A 1,946-nucleotide genomic window follows, 5' to 3' on the forward strand; every position below is an offset into this window, starting at 1 on the left:
CGCCTTGGCAAGCCGTTAACGTGATAGTGGTGCCATCAATCACCAACGCATCATTGGCGCTGGCACGGTTTACCGTGAAGGTCAATTCTGAGAGCGCCGCGCCCGCTTTGCCAAGTCGTACATCCACATTATCGAACAGATCGACTGCTGCGGGTAGGCCGCTGGTAGAGATGATGGCGGTGGTCTGCTTGCCTTCCGCACTCAGCGTGGGTTCAACCGGCGAGTCGGTTAACAGCAGTGCCACGGCGGTTGTGGCGGATTTGCCGCCGCTATCGCGCACGGCGATGTTCAGATCAACCCGCGCTGGTGCTTCGGTGCCGGTGTTACGGTAGGTGACCTGCTGCAATACCTGATTGGCGGTGGCTTTATCCACATCACGGCTAAAGGTGATGGTCAGTACGCCATCCTGCGTCGCGAAGGTGGCAATGGTCGCCTTGCCCTTCATGATCGTGCAACCCGGAACCATTTTTAAAGCTGAATTGATCGTCCGCCGAGGCACCGCTGGCGCGATTTATGGTCAGCGTCGTGCCTTTGTAATCCGTGATTTGATCCGCATCGACATCGGAGAAGTGTAATCCTTGCGCGAAGGGGGTTGAGCCATCGGCGGTGTAGGTTGCATTTGGTAAAGCCGAAAGTATCGCCAGTCCGGTGCCGCCGGAACTGCGTCCGCTATAAAGGTTGAGCCCATCTGCGCTGACCGCAATGTGGTTGGTGCGTGCGCCGGTATTGAGCGCGCTGACAAACGTCAGCGCACCGGTAATGGCATCGCGACTGAACACCAGTACTGAGCCACCGTTCATACCGGCATAAAGTGCCGTACCATCCTGTGAGATAACCAGTTCGCGCACCGAAAGCGCATTGGCAGGGGTATAGCCCTTGCTATAGAGATCCACCGTGCCGGCATAGGTCAAACTGCCATCGCTGGCGTTGCGGCTGAAAATAGACAGCGTAGCCTGCTGCCCGGAACCGACATAAACAAAATTACCGTCGGGGGAGAGGGTAATGTCTTGCATATTAGCCAAATAGCGATTATCGCTGGGGCGCGCTGCGCTGTTGGGATCGGCGCTAATGCTGGCATCATTGATCAGGCCGACGTAAGTCAGTTTGCCGGTCTGCGTATCGCGAGACAGCACAGTGATCATGCTGTTGCTGCTGTTGGCAACGTAAACCGATTTGCCATCGCCGGAGATAACCATGCCGCTTGGCGCATTCATGCCGAGCGTTGCAGAACCCCCTTGATACTCGCCTAAATAGGTGAGGGCACCGGTATCCGGATCGCGAGAGAATTGGGCTAACACCGATTTGCCGGTGGTGCCATCCACCGTCGTCAGGCCGTTGATGGTATAGAGCGATTTACCATCCGCTGAAATCACGATTTCGGTGATCTGTGCATCCAGCCCTGTTGCACCGTCCCCCCCTTGGGTGGCGACGATGCCCGCATAGGTGTATTGGCCGCTGGTGGCATCGTAGGTGAAGCGCACCAGTGAGTAGGTCGTTGCATCGCCGCTGTGCCCGGCGACGTACAGATCGTTGCCATGCATGGTCATCGTGGTGATACCGCTAAGGCCGTTGGCTTCGATCGCCGTGGTCTCCGGATTGTCGCTCTCACCCTGAATAAAGGTTTGCACCAGGGTTAATTCACCGGTTGTGCTGTCACGGCTATAGATGCGCAGCGTGCTGTTGCCACCCGCATTGGCTCCGTCGCTGCCGCTGACCAGCAGCGTTTTGCCATCCGCCGACACGGTGATAGCGGTGACGTATTCACCGTATCCGCTTAGGGTGCCGTTGTTGTAATAGAGCGTGGCGTCGGGGTTGGTGATGCTGTTTTGCCAACCGGGAGGATTATTGATGGCTAACGCGATGGTGGCGGCGATCGCCAGATCGCCAGTATCGTTACCCTCACCTTCGGTGCCCCCGTTATCGCGCAGGCTGGTCAGCGTGATGGT

General features: G+C 57.3%; 2 protein-coding genes. Both read right to left on the reverse strand.

Annotated features, from left to right (window positions below; genetic code table 11):
* The coding region (locus J5224_RS25915; protein WP_264628065.1) for a hypothetical protein at nt 1-445 on the reverse strand (445 nt) is incomplete at its 3' end.
* Nucleotides 381-1,946: lactonase family protein (locus J5224_RS25920; protein ID WP_264628066.1), on the reverse strand; the 1,566-nt coding region annotated here is incomplete at its 5' end. The genes J5224_RS25915 and J5224_RS25920, both read right to left, overlap by 65 nt.

The sequence above is a fragment of the Candidatus Symbiopectobacterium sp. NZEC135 genome (genome assembly GCF_025962695.1).